Genomic DNA, 17,810 nt, shown 5'->3' on the forward strand with positions numbered 1-17,810 from the left:
CATGGGTCAGATCACACTTCAGGACGTGCAGAAATCCTTCGGCCCCGTGCACATCATCAAGGGCGCAGACCTCGAGATTGCCGACGGCTCCTTCGTGGTGTTCGTAGGTCCCTCAGGCTGCGGCAAGACCACGCTCTTGCGGCTCATCGCGGGGCTCGAGGACGTCTCGGGCGGAAAGATCCTGATCGACGGCAAGAACGTGGTCGACACGCCGCCCGCCAAACGCGGGCTGTCAATGGTGTTCCAGTCCTATGCGCTCTATCCGCATATGAGCGTGCGCGGCAACATCGGCTTCGGCCTGAAGATGGCGGGTCTTTCCAAGGACGAGACCAACCGCAAGGTCGAGGCCGCCGCCGCGACGCTGAACCTCACGCCCTATCTCGACCGTAAGCCGCGCGAGCTCTCCGGCGGCCAGCGCCAGCGCGTCGCGATCGGGCGTGCCATCGTCCGCGAGCCCAAGGCGTTTTTATTCGACGAGCCGCTCTCCAACCTCGACGCGGCGCTGCGCGTCCAGATGCGCATCGAGGTGACGCGGCTCCAGAAGCAGCTCGGCACTACCGCGATCTATGTCACCCACGACCAGGTTGAGGCCATGACCATGGCCGACAAGATCGTGGTGCTCAACGGCGGTAAGATCGAGCAATACGGCTCGCCGCTGGAGCTCTACGAGAGGCCGGCTAATCTCTTCGTCGCCGGCTTCATCGGTTCGCCGAAGATGAACTTCGTCACCGGCGAGCACGCCCTGCAGAAGGGCGCGGCGACGATCGGGGTGCGGCCGGAGCATCTCAAGATCGAACGCGACGGTGCCGGCGGCTGGCAGGGAACGATCGCGGTGGCCGAGCACCTCGGCAGCGACACCTTCCTTTATGTCGATGCCGGACAGCTCGGCATGCTGACGGCGCGCTACATCGGTGAATTGAGCCTGCATGCCGGCGATCATGTGTCGCTGGTGCCGGAGCCCGCGCGCATCCATCGCTTCGACGCGAGCGGCAACGCCATTCGGAACTGACAGGAAACGGCAAGAAGCGGCAAGAAGCGGAAGAGCAACATGTACCTGGAAAAGTTCAAGCTGAACGGCAAGACCGCGTTCATCACCGGCGGCGGGCAGGGGATCGGGCTCGCCTGCGCCGAAGCGCTGGCTGAAGCCGGCGCCAGGGTCGTCATCGGCGACCGCGACAGCAGAGTCGCCGACAGCGCGAAAGCCGAGCTGAAAGCGAAAGGCTTCGACGCCGAGACGGCGATCATGGATGTCACCGATACCAAGCGCGTGGCGGAAGTGGCGAGCGACCTCGTCGCGCGCCACGGCAAGGTGGACATCCTCGTCAACAACGCCGGCATCGCCCGCAGCGAGACGCCGGCGGAGACCGTGACCGACGAGCACTGGCTCAACGTCATCGACGTCAATCTCAACGGCACCTTCTGGTGCTGCCGCGAGTTCGGCAAGCACATGCTCAATGCCAGGAGCGGCGCCATCGTCAATGTCGGATCGATGTCCGGTTTCATCGTCAACAAACCGCAGGAGCAGTGCTTCTACAATGCGTCCAAGGCCGGCGTGCATCATCTGACGAAATCGCTCGCCGCCGAATGGGGCACGCGTGGCATCCGCGTCAACGCGGTGGCGCCGACTTATATCGAGACGCCGCTCAACGCCTTCGTGAAAAGCAATCCAAGAATGTACGACGCCTGGATCGGTGGAACCCCGATGGCACGGATGGGGCAGGTCGATGAGATCGCTTCCGTCGTGCTGTTCCTGGCCTCCGAAGCCGCGAGCCTGATGACCGGCAGCATCGTGCTGGTGGATGGCGGCTACACTTGCTGGTAGGCTTGCGTCAAAACTGACGAGAGCTTCCGGGGGCGACAATGCCGCGAGCGTATATCGGCATCGATGTAGGGACCACGAGCACGCGGGCAGGGGTGTTCGACGAGGCGGGCACCTTGCTGGCGATCGCACGGCATCCGATCAGGATATGGCACGAGGCCGGCGACATCGTCGAACAATCGTCCCAGGATATCTGGGACGCTTGCACTGCGTCGGTGCGGGCCGCGATGGCGGAAGCTGCCATCGCGCCCGACAGCGTCGGCGGTATCGGTTTCGACGCCACCTGTTCCCTCGTGGTGCTCGACCGGCAAGGCGAACCGCTCACCGTCAGCGCCTCCGGCGACAGGCAGCGCAACGTCATCGTCTGGATGGATCACCGCGCCACGGCCGAGGCGCGGCTGATCAACGAAACCGGTGATGCCGTGCTGCGCTATGTCGGCGGTTCGATCTCGCCCGAGATGGAGATGCCGAAACTGCTGTGGCTGAAGCGGCACATGCGCGCGAGCTTCGATGCTGCAGGGCACTTCTTCGATCTGGCGGATTACTTGACCTGGCGCGCAACCGGCTCGCTTCAGCGCTCGACCTGCACGGTCACCTGCAAATGGAACTATCTCGCCCACGACGGCGGCGGCTGGAGCGCGCCATTCTTCAAGCGCATCGGCCTGTCGGATTTCGTCAACGAGAAATACGCCCGGATCGGCACCGAGATCGTCGCCCCCGGTACGCGCCTGGGCGCAGGTCTCTCCCGCACTGCCGCGGCCGATCTCGGCCTGTCAGCGGGCACACCGGTCGGAGCGTCCCTGATCGACGCGCATGCCGGCGGCATCGGGGCGATCGGCGGGCGCGATGAATCGGACGGCGCGACAGATGTCTCCGACCGTCTCGCCTACATCATGGGAACGTCGGCCTGCATCATGGCGACGACGAAAGAACCGTGCTTCGTGCCGGGCGTGTGGGGTCCTTACTATTCCGGCATGGTGCCGAATTTCTGGCTCAACGAGGGCGGGCAGTCGGCTGCGGGCGCTGCGATCGACCATCTTCTCAAGTCGCATCCTGGCCACGCCGAGGCGAGCGCGGCGGCGCGCAGCGAGGGCCTCGACCTCATCGAGTTCCTCGAGCGCCGCATCATCGCGCGCGCAGGCGGCGCCAGCCGTGCCGCGCTGCTGGCCAGCGACGTCCATGTACTTCCTGAATTCATCGGCAACCGCTCGCCCTACGCCGACCCTGACACGCGCGCGGTGATCGCCGGCCTCGATCTCGACACCGGCATCGCCTCGATGGAACGGCTGTTCGTCGCCGGTCTGTGCGGGCTCGCCTATGGGCTTGCCGAGGTGATCGAGGCCTTTGCCGCGCATGGCGTCCATTCCGGCATCATGATCATGGGCGGCGGCGCCAGCCGCAGTCCGCTGGTGCGGCAGGTCATGGCGGACACCACCGGCCTCACGGTCGCGCTGCCGCAGACCAAAGAACCCGTGCTGCTCGGCGCTGCCATGCTCGGCGCAGTCGCCGGCGGCGCCTATGCCTCGATCGGCGAGACCATGGCAAAGATGTCGGCGCTGGGACGCAAGAGCGAGCCGACCACGCCCGACATCGCCGCCTTTCACGCCCGCAAGCGCGAGGTCTACAAGCTGCTGCGCGAGGTCGATCGCGGCAGCCGCGTCGCGATGCGCGACATCGCGAGAGGGTGAGACGGATGCTGATTTCCTGCGGCGATGCGCTGATCGATTTCGTCCCGACGCGAAACACCGACGGGCGCGAAGCGGTGATGCCGGCGGTCGGCGGCTCCTGCCTTAACGTCGCAATCGGTATGGCGCGGCTCGGCGCGCCGACCGGCTTTGTCGGCGGAATCTCGACCGACATGTTCGGGCGCATGATCACCGACCACGCCGCTGCATCCAATGTAGAGCTCGGTCTCGCCACAAGCAGCGATCACCAGACCACGCTCGCTTTCGTTCGTATTGTCGCGGGCGAGTCGCATTACGCGTTCTACGATGCCGAGACGGCGGCGCGGAACTGGGTCTACCAGCGCGGCTCCATTCCCTTCGACGCGATCGAAGTTCTCCACGTCGGCTCGACCACACTCGTTAACGACCAGGGCGCGACCGAGACCAAGGCCCTGATCGCGGACGCGCGGGCGTCCTCGACAATCTCCTTTGATCCGAACTGCCGACCCAACCTCGTGAAGGACAAACCGGCTTATCTCGCGCGCATGGCCGCGTTTGCGGCCAGCGCCGATCTCATCAAGATGTCGGACGTCGATTTTGCCTATTTGTTCGGCGACGAGCCGTATTACCAGCGTGCGAGCACGCTGCTCGCGGGGGGCGCGAGCCTGGTCGTCATCACCCGTGGCGACAGCGGCGCGATCGCGTGGCATGCGGGGGCAGGGCAGATCGAGGTCGCCGCGCCCAAAGTCGTGGTCGCCGACACCATCGGCGCGGGCGACAGTTTTCAGGCGGCGTTGTTGTTCGCCCTGCACAAGCAGGGACGTCTCCCTCGACAGCAATTGAAGGATATCGGCGCAGACGAGCTTCGCCGTGCACTGTTCTTTGCCGCCAATTGCGCCGGTCTCACCTGCACCCGTCGCGGTGCCGATCCGCCCTGGAGCCATGAGGTCACCTGGAGCTGGTAGCTAGGGCAGACCTCGCCGCACTTCCGAGTTGTTTCGGTGGCCAGCGGCCATGCGCAAGCCGAAATGGACAGGATCGGTGCACGCTGGCAAGGTCCGCGCATCCTGAAGCGAGCCGGTCCTTCCATGAACGATGATCTCTGTTTCTTGTCCGCCACCGAATTGCGCGCGAGCATCGACCGCAAGGAGGTCTCCCCCGTCGAACTCGTCAGTGCGGTGCTCGCCCGTGCCGAGGCGCTCCAGCCTGAGCTGAACTGCTTCATCACGATCTGCGGCGACGAGGCGCTTGCCGCCGCGCGCGAGGCCGAGCGCAAGGTGATGGCCGGCGAGCCGCTCGGCCTGCTGCACGGCATCCCCGTCACCGTCAAGGACATCGTCAACACCAGGGGCGTCAAGACCACCTTCGGTGCCGTTCCCTACAAGGACAATGTTCCGAACGAGGATGCCGTCGCGGTTGCAAGGCTGCGCGCGCAAGGCGCGATCCTGATCGGCAAGACCACGACGCCCGAATTCGGCAGCAAGTGCCTGACCGACTCGCCCCTGTTCGGCCGCACCCGCAATGCGTGGAGCGCCGAGCGCTCGCCGGGCGGCTCCAGCGGCGGCGCGGCGGTGGCGGTGGCGAGCGGCATCGCGCCGCTTGCGATCGCGACCGATGGCGGCGGCTCGACGCGGATTCCCGCCGCCTGCAACGGCGTGGTCGGGCTGAAGCAGAGCAACGGCGTAATCCCGCACAGCCAGGCGCTGGACGCGTTCGGCAACCAGACCTATGTCACGCCGATGACGCGGACCGTCGCCGACACCGCGTTGATGATGCAGGCGATGGCCGGCGAGGATTCTTGCGACCCCTGGTCGATCGGTGTTCCCGTGCCCGACTTCATCGGCGCGGCCGCCCCGCGCGGCGATCTGCGTGGGCAGAAAATCCTGTACTGCCTGTCGCCGCCCGGACGCCCTGTCTCTGCCGATGTCGCAGCCGGCTTCAAGGCCAGCCTCGATCGGCTCGCGGGCCTGGGTGCCGAGCTCGAGGAATTTTCGGGCGAGGGGTTCGACATCGAGCCGATCTGGCGCGCCATCAATCACACGGTCTGGCGCACGCGCTTTGCCAAACTCGCGGCCGAGCATGGGGACGCGCTGAGCGAGGCCTTCCTCAAGCAGCTTGCGCTTGCCACCGACGTCAGCGGCGTCGTCTATCAGGAGGCGATGTTCGCGCGCACGGCGCTGTTCCGCCGGGTGCAATCCCTGCTTGCGCGCGGGCATCTGCTAGCGATGCCAACCATCACCCGCACCGCCCTGCCGATCGATCAGGACCTGTTCGGCACCATCGAGATCGACGGCAAGCAGTTTGACAGCGTCCGGCCGCACTGGTTCCCCTGGACCATGCCGTTCAACATGACCGGACACCCCGCGATCAGCCTGCCCTGCGGCTTCGGCCGCGACGGCCTGCCGATCGGATTGCAACTCGTCGGCCGCTTCCGCGCCGATGCGGACTTGCTGCGCGTGAGCGCGCTGTTCGAGGCCTCGCAAGGCCTTCTGTCCCGCTGGCCCGGCTGAGGGTGAGGGGCATGCAAAGGACCTGTTTGCAAAGCACTTGCCTCCGGTGCCCGGACATGTTGATCGTCCAACGGATGAACCCTGAATCCGAGCGCGCATGAGCGTATTTGTCCTCCGACGTCTGCTGACCTTGCTGGCGACGCTGGTCGGCGCATCCGTGATCATTTTCCTGGTGCTGGATGCTCTCCCGGGCAACGCTGCGCAGATGCTGATGGGCGCCGACGCCTCGCCAGATGCGGTCCGCGCGCTCACGGTCAAGCTCGGGCTCGACCAGCCGCTGGCGGTTCGCTATTTGCAATGGGTCAAGGGACTGCTGGTCGGCGATCTCGGCAACTCCTATGTCTACGGTACGCCGGTTGCCGCCTTGATCGCGGAGCGGCTGGTGCTGACCATTCCGCTCGCGATGATGTCGATGTTAATCACGGTGACGCTGGCGCTCTCGGCCGGCATCTACACCGCCGCCAACCACAACAAGATCGGCGACGTCGGCGTGATGTCGCTGACGCAGGTGGGCATCGCGCTGCCGAATTTCTGGTTCGCTATCCTGCTGGTGCTGTTGTTCTCGGTGCGGCTGCAATGGCTATCCGCGGGCGGCTTTCCCGGTTGGGAGGACGGCATCTGGCCCGGCATCAAGTCGCTGCTGCTGCCGGCGGTGTCGCTCGCGGTGGTGCAGGCCGCGATCCTCGCACGCGTCACGCGCTCGGCGGTGCTGGAAGTGCTGCGTGAAGACTTCGTCCGCACGGCGCGCGCGAAGGGCCTCGGCAAGCGCGAGGTGATGTGGAAACACGTGCTGCGCAACGCCATGATCCCCGTGATGACCGTGATGGGCCTGCAATTCGCCAATCTGCTCGCCGGCACCATCGTGATCGAGAACGTGTTCTATCTACCCGGCCTCGGCCGCCTGATCTTCCAGTCGATTGCCAACCGCGACCTCATCGTGGTGCGCAACTGCGTGATGCTGCTCGCGACCATGGTCGTCATCGTCAATTTCGTGGTCGACGTGCTCTATGCCTTCGTCGATCCCCGCATCAAGGTCCACGATCTGTGAGCGCGCCGCTGACCACCCTCGTCGAGGCGCCGGCCATGGCGCGCCCTCTGCCGGCCCGGACCTTCTGGCGCCGCGCGCTGCGTCATCGCAGCTTCGTGCTCGGCGGCGCGCTGAGCCTGCTGGTGCTCGCCTCGGCGCTGCTGTCGCTGCTGTGGACGCCCTGGTCGCCCTATGAGATCGACATCGCGTCAAAGCTCCGGCCGCCCTCGGCCGCGCACTGGCTCGGCACCGACGTCTTCGGCCGCGACATCGTTTCGCTGCTGCTCGCCGGCGCCCGCTCCACCATCATGGTCGGCATCATCGCGGTGAGCATCGGTCTCACCTTCGGCGTCTGTCTCGGCCTGATCGCCTCGGCCAGGCGTGGCTGGACCGAGGAGATCATCATGCGCTTCTCCGATTTCACCTTCGCCTTTCCGGCCGTGCTGTCCGCCATCATGCTCGCCGCAGTCGTGGGGCCGGGCATGGTGACCTCGATCGTCGCCATCGGCATCTTCCAGATCCCGACGCTGATCCGGCTGACGCGCGGCTCGGCCAACGCGATCTGGGCGCGCGAATTTGTGCTGGCCGCGCGCGCGGCGGGGAAGGGCAAGTTTCGCATCACCATCGAGCACGTGCTGCCCAACATCATGTCGATCCTGATCGTGCAGGCGACGATCCAGTTTGCGCTCGCGATTCTTGCCGAGGCCGCTTTGTCCTATCTCGGTCTCGGCACGCAGCCGCCGCAGCCGTCCTGGGGACGGATGCTGAACGACGCGCAGACGCTGCTGTTCCAGTCGCCGATGCTCGCGGTCTATCCGGGCGCTGCGATCGCGATCGCGGTGCTCGGCCTCAATCTGCTCGGCGACGGACTGCGCGATCTGCTCGATCCACGACTGGCGCGGGAGCGATGACGATGGGCGAGCGCTCGACCATGCCGTTGATCGAGGTCGAAAATCTCGGCGTGCGCCTCAACACCAGCCGCGGGCCGGCACAGGCCGTGCGCGGCGTCAGCTTCGCCCTGAAGCGCAGCGAGACGCTCGGGCTTGTCGGCGAATCCGGCTGCGGCAAGTCGGTGACGGCGTTGTCGCTGATGGGGCTGCTGCCGGACAGCGCGTCCGTCACCGGCAGCATCAAGCTGGATGGCGGCGAACTCGCTGGATTGTCGGACGCAGACTATTGTCGGCTGCGCGGCAATCGCATCAGCATGATCTTCCAGGAGCCGATGACCGCGCTCAATCCGATGCACACGATCGGACACCAGGTCGCCGAGCCGCTGCGGCGTCACAGGAAATTTTCGGCCGCGCAGGCGCGCAAGGAAGCGATCGCCTTGCTCGACCGCGTTGGATTGCCCGATCCGGCGAGGCGCGTCGACGCCTATCCGCACCAGTTTTCCGGCGGCCAGCGTCAGCGCGTCACCATTGCGATGGCGCTCGCCTGCGAGCCCGACCTTCTGATCGCGGACGAGCCGACCACGGCGCTCGACGTCACCATTCAGGGCCAGATCCTCGACCTCATCGCCGATCTCGTCGAAGAGCGCGGCATGTCGATGATCCTGATCTCGCACGATCTCGGCGTCATCGCCGAGAACGTGCAACGGATGATGGTGATGTACGGCGGCACGATCATCGAGAGCGGGCCGACCGACGAAGTGTTCCGCCGGATGGGCCATCCTTATACGCAGGGCCTGTTCCGCGCCCGACCGAAACTCGGCGCACGCAAGGGGACGCGGCTGACGACGATATCGGGCTCGGTGCCGGAGCTCGCCGATCTGCCTTCCGGTTGCACCTTCGCCGATCGCTGTCCGCTCGTGATCGAGCATTGCCGGGCCGCGCTTCCACCGATGGTGGACGTCGGACCCGGCCACTTCGTGCGCTGCATCCGGACGGACGTCTCCATGGCCGAACGCGTCGGAGCGCTGACCGCATGAGCACGGCGCCTCTTCTCGACGTGAAGGATCTCGAGCAGCGCTACACGCTGCCGCGCGAAAGCGTGTTTCGCCCGCCGGGGCAGGTGCGCGCGCTCAACGGTGTGAGCGTGCGGGTCGACGCCGGCAAGAGCCTCGGCATCGTCGGCGAGTCCGGTTCAGGCAAGTCGACTTTCGCGCGGGTGGTGATGGCGCTGGAACGGCCGACATCGGGGCAGGTCGCGCTGCTCGGCCGCGACCTCAACCGCATCTCCGCTGACGAGCTGCGCCGCGCCCGCCGTGATTTCCAGATGGTGTTCCAGGATCCCTACGGATCGCTGGACCCACGCCAGACCGTCGCGCGCATTGTTGCCGAACCGCTCACTGTGCTGGAAGACGCCGACCGGAATACGTTCCGTGCCCGCGTCTCCGCGGTGCTGCGGCAGGTGGGGCTGCGCGATGCCGACATGGAGAAGTATCCGCACGAATTCTCCGGCGGCCAGCGCCAGCGCATCGCTATTGCGCGCGCGCTGATCACCCAGCCGAAGCTGATCGTTGCCGACGAGCCGGTCTCCGCGCTCGACGTTTCCGTGCAGGCGCAAGTCTTGAATCTGATGCAGGACCTCCAGGAACAGTTCGGCCTCAGTTACGTCCTGATCAGTCACGACCTCGCCGTCGTCGACTATCTCTGCGACGAGGTCGCGGTGATGTATCTCGGCCGCATCGTCGAGCAGGGCAGGCCAGAGGATTTGTTCGAGCGCTGCGCCCATCCCTACACGCGAACACTGCTGGACGCCGTGCCGCGGGTGCGCGCCGGCGGCGGCCGGCGCCGGCGCGGGGCCCAGGCGATTGCCTCGCAATCGGCGGCGGCGACCGGGTGCCCCTATGTCTCGCGATGCGCGCTCGCCGACCAGCATTGCCGCGAGGTTCTGCCTGAGCTACGCAAGGTGGGCGAGACGCATCTGGCCGCCTGCCATAAGGCGGAAGCCGTGATGGCGTTGCCGCAATTGCCCGTGGAAGGTTAGCGTCCGCGGCGGGATTGGCGTAGGCTTGAGACGAGACAAGGCCGGGGAGTTACGCATGTTCAGGAAACTATCGATCGTCGCATTCGCCGCCGCGCTTGCCGTGGCTCCGTTGCCGGTGCTGGCGCAGTCCAAGAAGGACAGCGTCGTCATGGCGATGGCGCTGGAGCCGCCCGGGCTCGATCCCACCAATGCCGCCGCCGCAGCGATCGCCGAGGTCACGCTCTACAACATCTATGAGACCCTGACCAAGATCAACGAGGACGGCACCACGTCGCCCCTGCTGGCGGAGAGCTGGACCGCATCGCCCGATCTGAAGACCTATACGTTCAAGCTGCGCAAGGGCGTCAAGTTCCACAATGGCGAGCCGTTCGACTCCGCGGCCGTGAAGTTCTCGTTTGAGCGCAATGCTGTCGCCACCAGCACCAACAAGGACAAGAGCCTGTTCCAGAGCTTCGAGTCCGTTGCCGCGCCCGATCCCAATACGGTCGTGATCAGCCTGAAGAATTCCGAGCCGAACCTGCCGTTCCTGCTGGGGCAGGCGAGCGGCTCGATCGTCGAGCCGAAGAGCGCTGCCACCAATATCACGCAGCCGGTCGGGACCGGGCCCTATCAGCTCGGCGCCTGGGCCAAGGGCTCCTCGATGACCCTGACCAAATGGGCCGACTATCGCAACGCCGCCGCGATCAAGCTCTCGAAGGTGACGGTCCGCTTCATCTCCGATCCGTCGGCGCAGGCGGCGGCGCTGCTGTCGGGCGACGTCGACGCGTTTCCGCGCGTGTCGGCCCAGCGCACCATCGCGCAGTTCAAGGCCGATCCGCGCTTCAACGTTATGGTCGGCGGCTCCCGGGCGAAGACCATCGTCGGCATCAACCATCGCAAGAAGCCGCTCGACGACGTCCGCGTGCGCCGTGCCATTCTCGCCGCGATCGATCGCAAGGCGATGATCGACGGCGCCGTCGATGGTTTCGGCACGCCGATCGGCAGCTTCTACGTCCCGACCGCGCTCGGCTATGTCGACACCACAGGCATCAACCCGTTCGATCCCGAGAAAGCCAAGAAGCTGCTCGCCGAGGCCGGAATCACCACGCCGCTCGAGCTGTCGCTGAAGCTGCCGCCGCCATCCTATGCGCGGCAGGGCGGCGAGATCCTCGCAGCCCAACTCGCCAAGGTCGGCATCATCGCCAAGATCGAGAACGTCGAATGGGCGCAGTGGCTGTCGCAGGTATTCGCCGGCAATGGTCCGCACAATTTCGACCTCACCATCGTCAGCCATGTCGAGCCGTTCGATCTCGTCAAGATCACCGAGCCGGACTACTATCTCGGCTACAACAACGACGCCTTCAACGCGCTCTACAAGCAGATCGTGTCGACGCCGGATGAAGCCGCCCGTGTCAAGCTTCTCGGCGACGCCCAGCGCATGCTGGCAACCGACGCGGTCTCCGGCTATCTGTACCAGCCGCAGCTGATCACCATCACCAACAAGAAGCTGAAAGGCGTCTGGAAGGACGTGCCGCAGTACGAGAACGATTTCTCGACATGGGCGTGGGAGTAGGTCGCGCAGGTCGATTGCGCGATGTCGGTGACGATCTCTCCCACCGGCAGAGATCGTCACAACACCGGTCCAAACAAAAAACCTGAAAAACAACCCCATGCACAGTAGCCGAGGGTAGTTGTTTCAATGACTTGCGCGGCACGCCATCGAATGGCTTCGCGTAGCGCGATGCCGTTGACGCGTCGGGCAAAACACTGGCATGATGGCATCGTCGCAGAACTCGTCGGCCGCCGTCGCCACCACATGCCAAGTCTGCCCGGACGAGGTGAAGATCTGACCGGCCGTCTCGATTGCGAGCAAACCTTGCAGGCGCGTCATCGCCAAGACCTCGTGGCCAGGCAGACCAAAACCAACCTTGGTCTTCCAAGCAGCGTCTCTCGCTTCTTTCCCGCTGACTCACAACAGACCGTCCGTCTCACGTCAGTCTGAGCCGGAGCGCCGCAGTTGAACGCGCCGCCCGGCATCTGCTGCGGCAATCCCGTAGTCACACGATGGTCATCGGTTAGCTTTCGTCAACCAACTCGAACAAGGATGCAGGGCGTTTTATTAACCCTTTGCTTGCGGGAGCAAACATGCGCCTGAGTGTTAAAATTTGCCTACTTGGAATCGTTTCCCTCCTTGTGCTCCTTCTAATGGCGCAGGCATGGATGGCACTTTCCCGCGCGGCAGCGCTAAATGCGAATGCGGAAGACCTTGCCACCAATTGGTTGCCTGCGACGAAAGCGCTGGGTGACGTCAAGTATTGGTCGACACGCGGCCGGGTCGCCGGCAGCCGCCTGATCGTGACCACCGACCCGTTGCAGCGCAGAACTACAGAAGGGCAGCTCTCGCAATATATGGCTAATGCCGAGAAGGCCGGGAAGGTCTATGAGGCTACCATCGTATCGCCTCAGGAAAGGGCGCTTTGGGATAAGTTCCAGCAAAAGTCAGGTTTCTATAAGAATGAGCAGGATCGCATCCTGATGCTGGCCGCGAGTGATCCGGCCAAGGCGATAAGCGACTACAATGGCGTGGGGAGTGCAGCGTTCAGTGAGGCGCAGAACGCCATCGACGCCGTTGTCGAATTCAATGAGAAGGGTGCCGCTGAGGCCGTTTCAGAGGCACGCGGCAGCTATTCGCTCGCAAAACTGGTGACGTTCACGGTCGGGGGCGTCGCACTCTTGATGGGTCTCGTCGCTGCATGCTTTGTGTTGATGCGGGTGACTTCGCCGCTCCAGCGGCTGAACGGCACGATGCGGACTATCGCCGACGGGAACCTCGACACCGAAGTCGTATATACGACGCGCAACGACGAAATCGGCGACATGGCCAAGGCACTCCTCGTTTTCAGGGAGAACGGCCTGCGCGTGCGCCGGATGGAGGATGAGCAAAAGGCCAACGAGCAGGCGGAAGCAAGGCGTCGCAAGCTGGAAATGGAGAAGCTTGCCAACGAGTTCGAGCACGCTGTCGGCGAGATCGTGGACGCCGTGGCGTCCGCTTCTACCGAGCTGGAAGCCTCAGCCAACACGTTGACCCATTCCGCGACACGTGCTCAGGAGGTCACCACGACCGTTGCCGCCGCGTCCGAGCAGGCTTCTGCCAACGTCCAGTCGGTTGCGAGCGCAACGGAAGAACTGTCGACGTCGGTTAACGAAATCGGCCGGCAGGTTCAGGAATCGGCGCGGATGGCTGGCGAAGCCGTCGGCCAGGCCCGCAACACAATGAACCAGGTCAGCGAGCTGTCGCGGGCCTCGACCCGCATTGGCGACGTGGTTGAGCTCATCAACACGATCGCCGGACAGACCAACCTGCTGGCGCTGAATGCAACGATCGAGGCAGCGCGGGCCGGCGATGCGGGCCGCGGCTTTGCAGTGGTTGCCTCCGAGGTGAAGGCGTTGGCCGAGCAGACCGCGCGGGCAACCGGCGACATCGGACAGCAGATCACCAGCATTCAGGCCGCAACGCAGGAATCCGTCACGGCGATCAAAAGTATCAGCGGTACGATCGAACGACTTTCTGAAATTTCGTCGACCATTGCGGCAGCGGTGGAGGAACAGGGCGCCGCCACTCAGGAGATCGCGCGCAATGTCCAGCAGGCGTCCCAAGGCACTCAGCAGGTTTCCTCCAACATCGTCGACGTTCAGAGGGGGGCGACGGAGACGGGCGGGGCGTCCAGCCAGGTGCTGTCCTCGGCGCAATCACTGTCCTCCGACAGCAACAGGCTGAAAGCTCAGGTACAGCGGTTCCTCTCCACCGTACGCGCCGCCTGATCTGAAAAGCAACGGGCGCCTGGTGAACGCCAGGCGCCATCCCGTTCTCTCCAGTATCGATTGTCCAAGATGTCGAACGTCACAACCTTGCACCTTAGCGAGCCTGTGTTGAAACAGCGTCTCATCGCAGCCGATCTCATTGCGCAAAGCAAGGAGACCAGGGAAAAGAGGGCAAAATTTGCACAGTGCTTCGCCGAATTGGAATCGACCATCGAAGCGTTGAACGGTGCGAAGCGGCACGGCTATCGCATGCGCTTTCGGCGGCTTCAGAGGGAGCTGAAAGCTGCCCTCGAGGAGCTGGTGCTGTTGGAGAAGCAGCTCTGCGACGTTCGCCGATACGTCGCGCGCCAAGCCGTGGCCGAAACGAAGGGGCCGCTTTCACCGGCTTTCTTTGAGCTTTCGGAGGTCGCTGGGCAAAATTCCATAAGCTCTTTTGAATGATCGGCTGAAGTGGGTCAGGTCCGAAAATCCCCAGCCGAGAGCGATGTCACTGACTGAACGGTGTATTTGTCTCGGGTCTTCCAGCGCGTGGCGGCATCGCGCCAGTCGCTTGGTTTGGACGAGCCGCATGAGTGAGCTGCCCTGCGTTCCGAGCAATCTGTTGGCTTGGCGAACGCTAATTCCGACACGTTCGGCGATTCGCTCCGGCGTGAGGTCGGTATTCTGCAATCTCGCGTCGATGGCGCGGTGAATGTGCCAGACAAGGCGTGATTTGCTTGCCGGAAGTTGCGTTGGCCTATCGACCGCGTTCCCGAGGGAGAGCGCAATCAAGTCGATTGCCTGCGTCGAGATGGTTTCCTCGCTTGTCCTATCGAGTGTACCGCTCAGCTGTTCCAGCTTGGCTGCAAAGAATAGGGTTAGGCGCTCCTGCGGACCCAACGGAGCGATGCGGCAAGCCGCAATATCGAAGTTCTTACCGAGCCTTGCTTCAAGTTCCGTTTGCGGAACTTTGATGATGAGCGTGGACGACTGATCGAGAAAGTGCATCGTGTGGGCGAGCCGCGGGTCCACACACGCGAGTGAGCCTGCGTCCAAGGACACCCTGCGATCGCTTTGTTCCAGCAGGATTCGACCAGCGAGCAAACAGAATAACAGGACTTCGCTGGGGTCCGAGCGGGCCGCATGCCGGTTTGTGGAAGCGACCTGAATCTCGGAGTTACGTGATCTAACCAGGCCCAGCGACCCAACGCGTCCGACCGACAGCTCTGCGTTGAAACCGTCGCGAGAGGAAATCGAGGAGTCGTGGTCGGCGATCCGCTCGCGCGTGGCAGCTTGCCAATAGTCGAAACGGTCCCGCGGATGCACGTCTGCGGTGGAGAATGCGACCTCCATAAATCTCCTCCCAATTCCCCGTTGGCCGATGGATTGGACCCAACAAGCCGAGCGGATGAACCGCGCCTGTTTAAGCGTCGATGCAAAGCCTCGCTCGATTCGGCGAGCATCAGCACTGACCTTTTGGCATACAGCATATGAATCGCGCGAGACGTAATTGTACGGGTAGTCCTTCCGTTCAAGTGCCTGCCGGACCTGTTCTGGTGCTGGATGACGAACCCGCGGTCTGGCAGACGGTCTCGCTCGTGCTCACCAGGGCGGGGTTCGATGTGATCGGCTGCAACGATCCGAAGTCATTCATTGCGTTGTGCCTCGATTCCAATCCTTCTTGCGTCCTCGTCGACGTCGTTCTGAATGACACTTCGGGGTTGGAAATCCTGAGGGAACTCCGGAACCGAGGTTTTGATCGGCCCATCATCATGGTGTCCGGTTGCAGCGACGTCGTAACGGCTGTCCGCGCGATCAAGCAGGGCGCCTTTGATTTCATCGAGAAGCCATTTCGGGGCAACGACCTCGTTGCGCGGGTTGCGGCAGCTCTGAAACCTGGGGAGTCCAGGAGCTCGGGGCCTGTGTTTCATTTCCCCGGACGGCCGCCGCTCACGGTTCGCGAGCGGGAAGTTCTGTCCGAGCTGATCGGCGGGAGGTCGACCAAGGAGATCGCAGACCGCATGGATCTGAGCCCACGCACCATCGAGAGCCATCGGGTCAATATCATGCAGAAGGTCGGCGCGAAAAATCCCGCCGAGCTGGTGCGCCTTGCGATTACGGCGAAGCGTTCCGGCACGTGAAGACAATTTCGACTGTACCATCGGCAGGCATGTCGAGCCGCGGTCTCTGGCACCCTGTACCAAGTCGAGCCCTGAACAGGATCGCTGCTCAAGCATGATCGCCAAGTCGTCCGGCTATCCCATTCTTGGCCGCGGATTGCTCTTGCGCCGCAATTCAATTGCCACTGTTTCCCGGTTCACGCGCGCGGAGGCGCACGCACCGGGAAAGGCTAAATACTCCGTATTGATATGGTTCCAACTCAGACGGCCTACCCTACAACTTCGGTATCATGACGGTTGTTGCCGCTTTTTCCTGCAATTTGTATTTGCTGGTTTGCCGAAAATACATGCCGATCTGCTGGCGCCAACATTTTATTTTAACGATCTGCCTCTATTTTCATCACGCCAGAAGGGCGGTGCATTGCCTCGAAGGTTTTCCAGTGTCGCGAATGACACCCTCTCGAGGGACATTGCATGCCGATGTTCGGCTCCTCACGTTATACCATCTTCGCCGCCGCAGTCGCATCGGCCGGTATTGGCGCTATCGGCTTCAGCACGATCGGTTTCGGCGCAGCCGTCATCGGTGAAAGCCGCAAGGTCGAGATCACACAGAAGGCGCCGGGCGGGCTCGACGCCCTCAAGGCCCTGTATCGCAGACCCTCGACAATCCCGTTCCCGAAAGAAAATCCGTACACGCCCGAGAAAGCCGCGCTCGGCAAGAAGCTGTATTTCGACACCCGCCTCTCGGTGACATCGGCGCAGTCCTGCGCGAGCTGCCACAGCCCCGGGTTCGGCTGGGGCGACGGGCTGGCGGTCGGCGTCGGCCACGGCATGGCGAAGCTCGGGCGTCATTCACCGACCATCGTCAACGCGGCCTGGAGCGCCATCTTCATGTGGGATGGCCGTCTTCCGACACTGGAGGAGCAGGCGCTCGGCCCGATCCAGTCCCCCGGCGAAATGAACATGAAGCTCGACGAGCTCATGCAGCGGCTTTCCGGCATTCCCGAATATAAGCCGATGTTCGAGGCCGCCTTCCCGGGCGAGGGAATCAAGGCCAAGACGCTGGGCCAGGCGATCGCGACCTATGAGCGTACCGTCGTCTCCGAACGGGCGCCGTTCGACGGCTGGATCGACGGCGACGAGAAGGCGATCTCGGAAGATGCCAAGCGGGGCTTCGCGGTGTTCAACGGCAAGGCGCAGTGCGCGGCCTGTCACGAAGGCTGGAACTTCACCAATGAAGGTTTTCAGGACATCGGGCTGCCGAGCAGCGACGTCGGCCGTGGCGAGTACCTTCCTGGTGTCATCAAAATGAAGCACGCCTTCAAAACCCCGGGCCTTCGCGAGATCAGCCGCCGCAGCCCCTTCATGCACGACGGCTCGCTCGCAACGCTCGAAGAGGTCATCGAGCACTACGATCACGCGGGTATCGATCGACCTAGCCGCTCGGATCTCATGCGCCCTCTCGAACTGACAGCGCAGGAGAAGGCCGATCTCGTTGCGTTCCTCAAGACATTGACCAGCGAACTCGCCCCGACGGCCGTGCCGGTCCTGCCGCGCTAAATTTGAAAGGATACCCCATGCGTGCACTTGCTCTGTTCACTTGCGTTATCGTCAGCGGGCTTTCGGTAGGCGCCTATGCGGCCACCGAAGTCATCCACCAGCAGGGGCGCGTCTTCTCGGCCGAGAACATCTCGGTCAAGAAGGGCGCCGCCGTCACGTTTCTGAACGATGACACGGTGCCCCACAACATCATGTCGGCCAGCAAGGGCAACGAATTCAACCTCGGATCGCAGGCGCCCGGCACCTCGACGGACGTCAGCTTCAAGGATGCCGGCGAGGTCCTGGTAATCTGCGCCATCCATCCGCGCATGAAGATGATGGTCAAGGTAACTGACTAACGACCACGTGGCGCCGGAGATTGATGATGTCGATACGCTACAAGATATTCGGTGCCTTCAGTGT

General features: G+C 63.6%; 17 protein-coding genes. 15 read left to right on the forward strand and 2 right to left on the reverse strand.

What is annotated here, in order from left to right; translation table 11 throughout:
* The first annotated feature begins 1 nt into the window (after position 1).
* The 10 genes from N551_RS0124845 (at position 2) to N551_RS0124890 (ending at position 11,500) form a co-directional block, all read left to right on the forward strand.
* Positions 2-1,009: an ABC transporter ATP-binding protein gene (locus N551_RS0124845; protein WP_027569197.1), complete on the forward strand. Its 1,008-nt coding sequence runs from the start codon at positions 2-4 to the stop codon at positions 1,007-1,009.
* Positions 1,010-1,048: 39 nt separating this feature from the next.
* Positions 1,049-1,822: an SDR family NAD(P)-dependent oxidoreductase gene (locus tag N551_RS0124850; protein ID WP_027569198.1), complete on the forward strand. Its 774-nt coding sequence runs from the start codon at positions 1,049-1,051 to the stop codon at positions 1,820-1,822.
* A gap of 38 nt (positions 1,823-1,860) precedes the next feature.
* Positions 1,861-3,507, forward strand: a complete 1,647-nt coding sequence (locus tag N551_RS0124855) for an FGGY-family carbohydrate kinase (protein WP_027569199.1) — start codon at positions 1,861-1,863, stop codon at positions 3,505-3,507.
* 5 nt (positions 3,508-3,512) lie between these two features.
* Positions 3,513-4,448 (forward strand): carbohydrate kinase, encoded by a 936-nt coding sequence (locus N551_RS0124860; protein ID WP_027569200.1) that lies wholly within the window; start codon positions 3,513-3,515, stop codon positions 4,446-4,448.
* Between the two features lie 123 nt (positions 4,449-4,571).
* Positions 4,572-5,993 carry an amidase gene (locus tag N551_RS0124865; protein WP_027569201.1) on the forward strand — a complete coding sequence of 474 codons (1,422 nt, stop codon included), beginning with the start codon at positions 4,572-4,574 and terminating at the stop codon, positions 5,991-5,993.
* A 97-nt stretch (positions 5,994-6,090) separates the two neighbouring features.
* The gene (locus N551_RS0124870) at positions 6,091-7,041 is read left to right on the forward strand and encodes an ABC transporter permease (protein ID WP_027569202.1); all 951 of its coding nucleotides are present in this window, start codon (positions 6,091-6,093) and stop codon (positions 7,039-7,041) included.
* Positions 7,038-7,931, forward strand: a complete 894-nt coding sequence (locus N551_RS0124875; RefSeq protein WP_027569203.1) for an ABC transporter permease — start codon at positions 7,038-7,040, stop codon at positions 7,929-7,931. The genes N551_RS0124870 and N551_RS0124875 overlap by 4 nt, the downstream gene beginning before the upstream one ends.
* A gap of 2 nt (positions 7,932-7,933) precedes the next feature.
* Positions 7,934-8,947: an ABC transporter ATP-binding protein gene (locus N551_RS0124880; protein ID WP_027569204.1), complete on the forward strand. Its 1,014-nt coding sequence runs from the start codon at positions 7,934-7,936 to the stop codon at positions 8,945-8,947.
* Positions 8,944-9,948 carry an ABC transporter ATP-binding protein gene (locus N551_RS0124885; RefSeq protein ID WP_027569205.1) on the forward strand — a complete coding sequence of 335 codons (1,005 nt, stop codon included), beginning with the start codon at positions 8,944-8,946 and terminating at the stop codon, positions 9,946-9,948. Before N551_RS0124880 ends, N551_RS0124885 begins: the two co-directional genes overlap by 4 nt.
* A gap of 55 nt (positions 9,949-10,003) precedes the next feature.
* The gene (locus tag N551_RS0124890) at positions 10,004-11,500 is read left to right on the forward strand and encodes an ABC transporter substrate-binding protein (RefSeq protein WP_027569206.1); all 1,497 of its coding nucleotides are present in this window, start codon (positions 10,004-10,006) and stop codon (positions 11,498-11,500) included.
* Positions 11,501-11,623: 123 nt separating this feature from the next.
* Here the strand turns inward: N551_RS0124890 and N551_RS0124895 are convergent, their stop codons facing one another.
* A complete protein-coding gene (locus N551_RS0124895; protein WP_027569207.1) occupies positions 11,624-11,818 on the reverse strand; it encodes a hypothetical protein in 195 nt (64 codons plus the stop codon).
* Positions 11,819-12,072: 254 nt separating this feature from the next.
* Here N551_RS0124895 and N551_RS0124900 point away from each other — a divergent pair, with 254 nt between their 5' ends.
* The gene (locus N551_RS0124900) at positions 12,073-13,749 is read left to right on the forward strand and encodes a methyl-accepting chemotaxis protein (protein WP_035962311.1); all 1,677 of its coding nucleotides are present in this window, start codon (positions 12,073-12,075) and stop codon (positions 13,747-13,749) included.
* Between the two features lie 69 nt (positions 13,750-13,818).
* Positions 13,819-14,190, forward strand: coding sequence for a hypothetical protein (locus tag N551_RS37405; protein WP_027569209.1), 372 nt, complete (start codon positions 13,819-13,821; stop codon positions 14,188-14,190).
* On the opposite strand, the gene N551_RS36225 is transcribed toward N551_RS37405, so the two are convergent.
* Complete coding sequence (locus N551_RS36225) at positions 14,128-15,081, reverse strand: helix-turn-helix domain-containing protein (RefSeq protein WP_035962321.1); 954 nt, start codon at positions 15,079-15,081, stop codon at positions 14,128-14,130. The genes N551_RS37405 and N551_RS36225 overlap by 63 nt on opposite strands.
* Positions 15,082-15,284: 203 nt before the next feature.
* Between N551_RS36225 and N551_RS0124915 the strand changes: the two genes are divergently transcribed.
* The 3 genes from N551_RS0124915 (at position 15,285) to N551_RS0124925 (ending at position 17,746) form a co-directional block, all read left to right on the forward strand.
* Positions 15,285-15,869 carry a response regulator transcription factor gene (locus N551_RS0124915; RefSeq protein ID WP_051462899.1) on the forward strand — a complete coding sequence of 195 codons (585 nt, stop codon included), beginning with the start codon at positions 15,285-15,287 and terminating at the stop codon, positions 15,867-15,869.
* 453 nt (positions 15,870-16,322) lie between these two features.
* Positions 16,323-17,408, forward strand: a complete 1,086-nt coding sequence (locus tag N551_RS0124920) for a cytochrome-c peroxidase (protein ID WP_027569211.1) — start codon at positions 16,323-16,325, stop codon at positions 17,406-17,408.
* Positions 17,409-17,425: 17 nt separating this feature from the next.
* Complete coding sequence (locus N551_RS0124925; RefSeq protein WP_027569212.1) at positions 17,426-17,746, forward strand: plastocyanin/azurin family copper-binding protein; 321 nt, start codon at positions 17,426-17,428, stop codon at positions 17,744-17,746.
* Positions 17,747-17,810: the final 64 nt, after the last annotated feature.

Source organism: Bradyrhizobium sp. URHA0013 (genome assembly GCF_000518345.1).
Lineage (GTDB): Bacteria > Pseudomonadota > Alphaproteobacteria > Rhizobiales > Xanthobacteraceae > Bradyrhizobium.

What these genes read in the sequence shown, in the direction of transcription:
- N551_RS0124860 (WP_027569200.1), top strand. Translation starts at nt 3,513, where the DNA reads ATGCTGATTTCCTGCGGCGATGCGCTGATCGATTTCGTCCCGACGCGA.
- N551_RS0124920 (WP_027569211.1), top strand. Translation starts at nt 16,323, where the DNA reads ATGCCGATGTTCGGCTCCTCACGTTATACCATCTTCGCCGCCGCAGTC.
- N551_RS0124895 (WP_027569207.1), bottom strand. Translation starts at nt 11,818, where the DNA reads ATGACGCGCCTGCAAGGTTTGCTCGCAATCGAGACGGCCGGTCAGATC.
- N551_RS37405 (WP_027569209.1), top strand. Translation starts at nt 13,819, where the DNA reads ATGTCGAACGTCACAACCTTGCACCTTAGCGAGCCTGTGTTGAAACAG.
- N551_RS0124900 (WP_035962311.1), top strand. Translation starts at nt 12,073, where the DNA reads ATGCGCCTGAGTGTTAAAATTTGCCTACTTGGAATCGTTTCCCTCCTT.
- N551_RS0124855 (WP_027569199.1), top strand. Translation starts at nt 1,861, where the DNA reads ATGCCGCGAGCGTATATCGGCATCGATGTAGGGACCACGAGCACGCGG.
- N551_RS0124870 (WP_027569202.1), top strand. Translation starts at nt 6,091, where the DNA reads ATGAGCGTATTTGTCCTCCGACGTCTGCTGACCTTGCTGGCGACGCTG.
- N551_RS0124850 (WP_027569198.1), top strand. Translation starts at nt 1,049, where the DNA reads ATGTACCTGGAAAAGTTCAAGCTGAACGGCAAGACCGCGTTCATCACC.
- N551_RS0124845 (WP_027569197.1), top strand. Translation starts at nt 2, where the DNA reads ATGGGTCAGATCACACTTCAGGACGTGCAGAAATCCTTCGGCCCCGTG.
- N551_RS0124890 (WP_027569206.1), top strand. Translation starts at nt 10,004, where the DNA reads ATGTTCAGGAAACTATCGATCGTCGCATTCGCCGCCGCGCTTGCCGTG.
- N551_RS0124865 (WP_027569201.1), top strand. Translation starts at nt 4,572, where the DNA reads ATGAACGATGATCTCTGTTTCTTGTCCGCCACCGAATTGCGCGCGAGC.
- N551_RS0124925 (WP_027569212.1), top strand. Translation starts at nt 17,426, where the DNA reads ATGCGTGCACTTGCTCTGTTCACTTGCGTTATCGTCAGCGGGCTTTCG.
- N551_RS0124880 (WP_027569204.1), top strand. Translation starts at nt 7,934, where the DNA reads ATGGGCGAGCGCTCGACCATGCCGTTGATCGAGGTCGAAAATCTCGGC.
- N551_RS36225 (WP_035962321.1), bottom strand. Translation starts at nt 15,081, where the DNA reads ATGGAGGTCGCATTCTCCACCGCAGACGTGCATCCGCGGGACCGTTTC.
- N551_RS0124885 (WP_027569205.1), top strand. Translation starts at nt 8,944, where the DNA reads ATGAGCACGGCGCCTCTTCTCGACGTGAAGGATCTCGAGCAGCGCTAC.